The sequence below is a fragment of the Amycolatopsis sp. NPDC045836 genome (genome assembly GCF_056431745.1).
On sequence record NZ_JBWKKF010000055.1, the window covers coordinates 2501 to 5130 of the forward strand.

At 56.2% G+C, this 2630-nt stretch carries 2 rRNA genes (1 of these 2 cut by a window edge); both read left to right on the forward strand.

Annotated elements, in window-relative coordinates:
- Positions 1-2427: ribosomal RNA gene (locus AC07EG_RS40235) — 23S ribosomal RNA — on the forward strand (it extends 689 nt beyond the left edge of the window).
- 83 nt (positions 2428-2510) lie between these two features.
- Positions 2511-2627 (forward strand): 5S ribosomal RNA (rrf, locus tag AC07EG_RS40240).
- The last annotated feature ends 3 nt before the right edge of the window (positions 2628-2630 follow it).

Genomic DNA, 2630 nt, shown 5'->3' on the forward strand with positions numbered 1-2630 from the left:
CCGTGTGGGGTAGCCGTAGCGAAAGCGAGTCTGAATAGGGCGTTGTAGTCGCGTGGTCTAGACCCGAAGCGGAGTGATCTACCCATGGCCAGGGTGAAGCGCCGGTAAGACGGTGTGGAGGCCCGAACCCACTTAGGTTGAAAACTGAGGGGATGAGCTGTGGGTAGGGGTGAAAGGCCAATCAAACTCCGTGATAGCTGGTTCTCCCCGAAATGCATTTAGGTGCAGCGTCGCATGTTTCTTCTTGGGGGTAGAGCTACTGGATGGCCTAGGGGCCTTACCGGGTTACCGAAGTCAACCAAACTCCGAATACCGAGAAGTGAGAGTGCGGCAGTGAGACGGCGGGGGATAAGCTTCGTCGTCGAGAGGGAAACAGCCCAGAACACCAGCTAAGGCCCCTAAGTGTGTGCTCAGTGGGAAAGGATGTGGGATTGCCCAGACAACCAGGAGGTTGGCTTAGAAGCAGCCACCCTTGAAAGAGTGCGTAATAGCTCACTGGTCAAGTGGTCCTGCGCCGACAATGTAGCGGGGCTTAAGCACACCGCCGAAGCTGTGTCATTCATGCGATACATCGGCTTGAGTCTTCGGATTCTTGTCTAGTGGTATGGATGGGTAGGGGAGCGTCCTGCATCCAGGGAAGCCGCGGTGGAAACCAGCGGTGGAGGGTGTGGGAGTGAGAATGCAGGCATGAGTAGCGAATGCAGAGTGAGAAACTCTGCCGCCGGATGACCAAGGGTTCCTGGGCCAGGCTAATCCGCCCAGGGTAAGTCGGGACCTAAGGCGAGGCCGACAGGCGTAGTCGATGGACAACGGGTTGATATTCCCGTACCCGAGCACGTGCGTCCCTGATGAGGCAGTTGATACTAACCACCCGAAGCGCAGGCTGGAGTCTTCGGACTAAGGCTTGTTGTGGAGCGTGGGGCCTGATTCTGTAGTAGTCAAGTGATGGGGTGACGCAGGAAGGTAGCTCCGCCAGTGAATGGTAGTACTGGTGTAAGCGTGTAGGCCGTCATGTAGGTAAATCCGCATGGCAATAGGCTGAGACGTGATGCGTAGCCGATTGAGGTGAAGTAGAGTGATCCTATGCTGCCGAGAAAAGCCTCTAGCGAGTGCGTGCACGGCCCGTACCCCAAACCAACACAGGTGGTCAGGTAGAGAATACCAAGGCGATCGGGTGAACTGTGGTTAAGGAACTCGGCAAAATGCCCCCGTAACTTCGGGAGAAGGGGGGCCAAACATCCTGAAGCTTCTTGCAGGCTAGGGGTGGGTGGCCGCAGAGACCAGCGGAAAGCGACTGTTTACTAAAAACACAGGTCCGTGCGAAGAAGTAATTCGATGTATACGGACTGACGCCTGCCCGGTGCTGGAACGTTAAGAGGACCGGTTAACTCCCTTTGGGGGGTGAAGCTGAGAATTTAAGCGCCAGTAAACGGCGGTGGTAACTATAACCATCCTAAGGTAGCGAAATTCCTTGTCGGGTAAGTTCCGACCTGCACGAATGGCGTAACGACTTTCCGGCTGTCTCAACCACAGGCCCGGCGAAATTGCATTACGAGTAAAGATGCTCGTTACGCGCGGCAGGACGGAAAGACCCCGGGACCTTTACTATAGTTTGGTATTGGTTTTCGGTTCGGTTTGTGTAGGATAGGTGGGAGACTGTGAAGCGCTCACGCTAGTGGGTGTGGAGTCGTTGTTGAAATACCACTCTGGCCGGATTGGGAATCTGAACCTACGCCCATGATCTGGGTGAGGGACAGTGCCTGATGGGTAGTTTAACTGGGGCGGTTGCCTCCCAAAGAGTAACGGAGGCGCCCAAAGGTTCCCTCAGCCTGGTTGGCAATCAGGTGTTGAGTGTAAGTGCACAAGGGAGCTTGACTGTGAGACTGACAGGTCGAGCAGGGACGAAAGTCGGGACTAGTGATCCGGCACCACCTGGTGGAAGGGGTGTCGCTCAACGGATAAAAGGTACCCCGGGGATAACAGGCTGATCTTGCCCAAGAGTCCATATCGACGGCATGGTTTGGCACCTCGATGTCGGCTCGTCGCATCCTGGGGCCGGAGTAGGTCCCAAGGGTTGGGCTGTTCGCCCATTAAAGCGGCACGCGAGCTGGGTTTAGAACGTCGTGAGACAGTTCGGTCCCTATCCGCCGCGCGCGTAGGATACTTGCGGAAGGCTGTCCCTAGTACGAGAGGACCGGGACGGACGAACCTCTGGTATGCCAGTTGTCACGCCAGTGGCATGGCTGGTTGGCTACGTTCGGAAGGGATAACCGCTGAAGGCATCTAAGCGGGAAGCCTGTTCCTAGATGAGGTATCCCACCCCATGTGGGTTAAGGCCCCCAAGAGACGATTGGGTTGATAGGCCAGAAATGGAAGCGCAGTAATGTGTGGAGTTGACTGGTACTAATAGGCCGAGGACTTGCCTACAAAGACGCTTCGCATCCACTCTACGGCTCTGAAACACCACATCAGAGCTGAAGCGACCAGCATGGTGTGTTGTTTCGTAGTGTTTCGGTGGTTATAGCGGCGGGGAAACGCCCGGTCCCATTCCGAACCCGGAAGCTAAGCCTGCCAGCGCCGATGGTACTGCACTCGAAGGGGTGTGGGAGAGTAGGACGCCGCCGAACTCA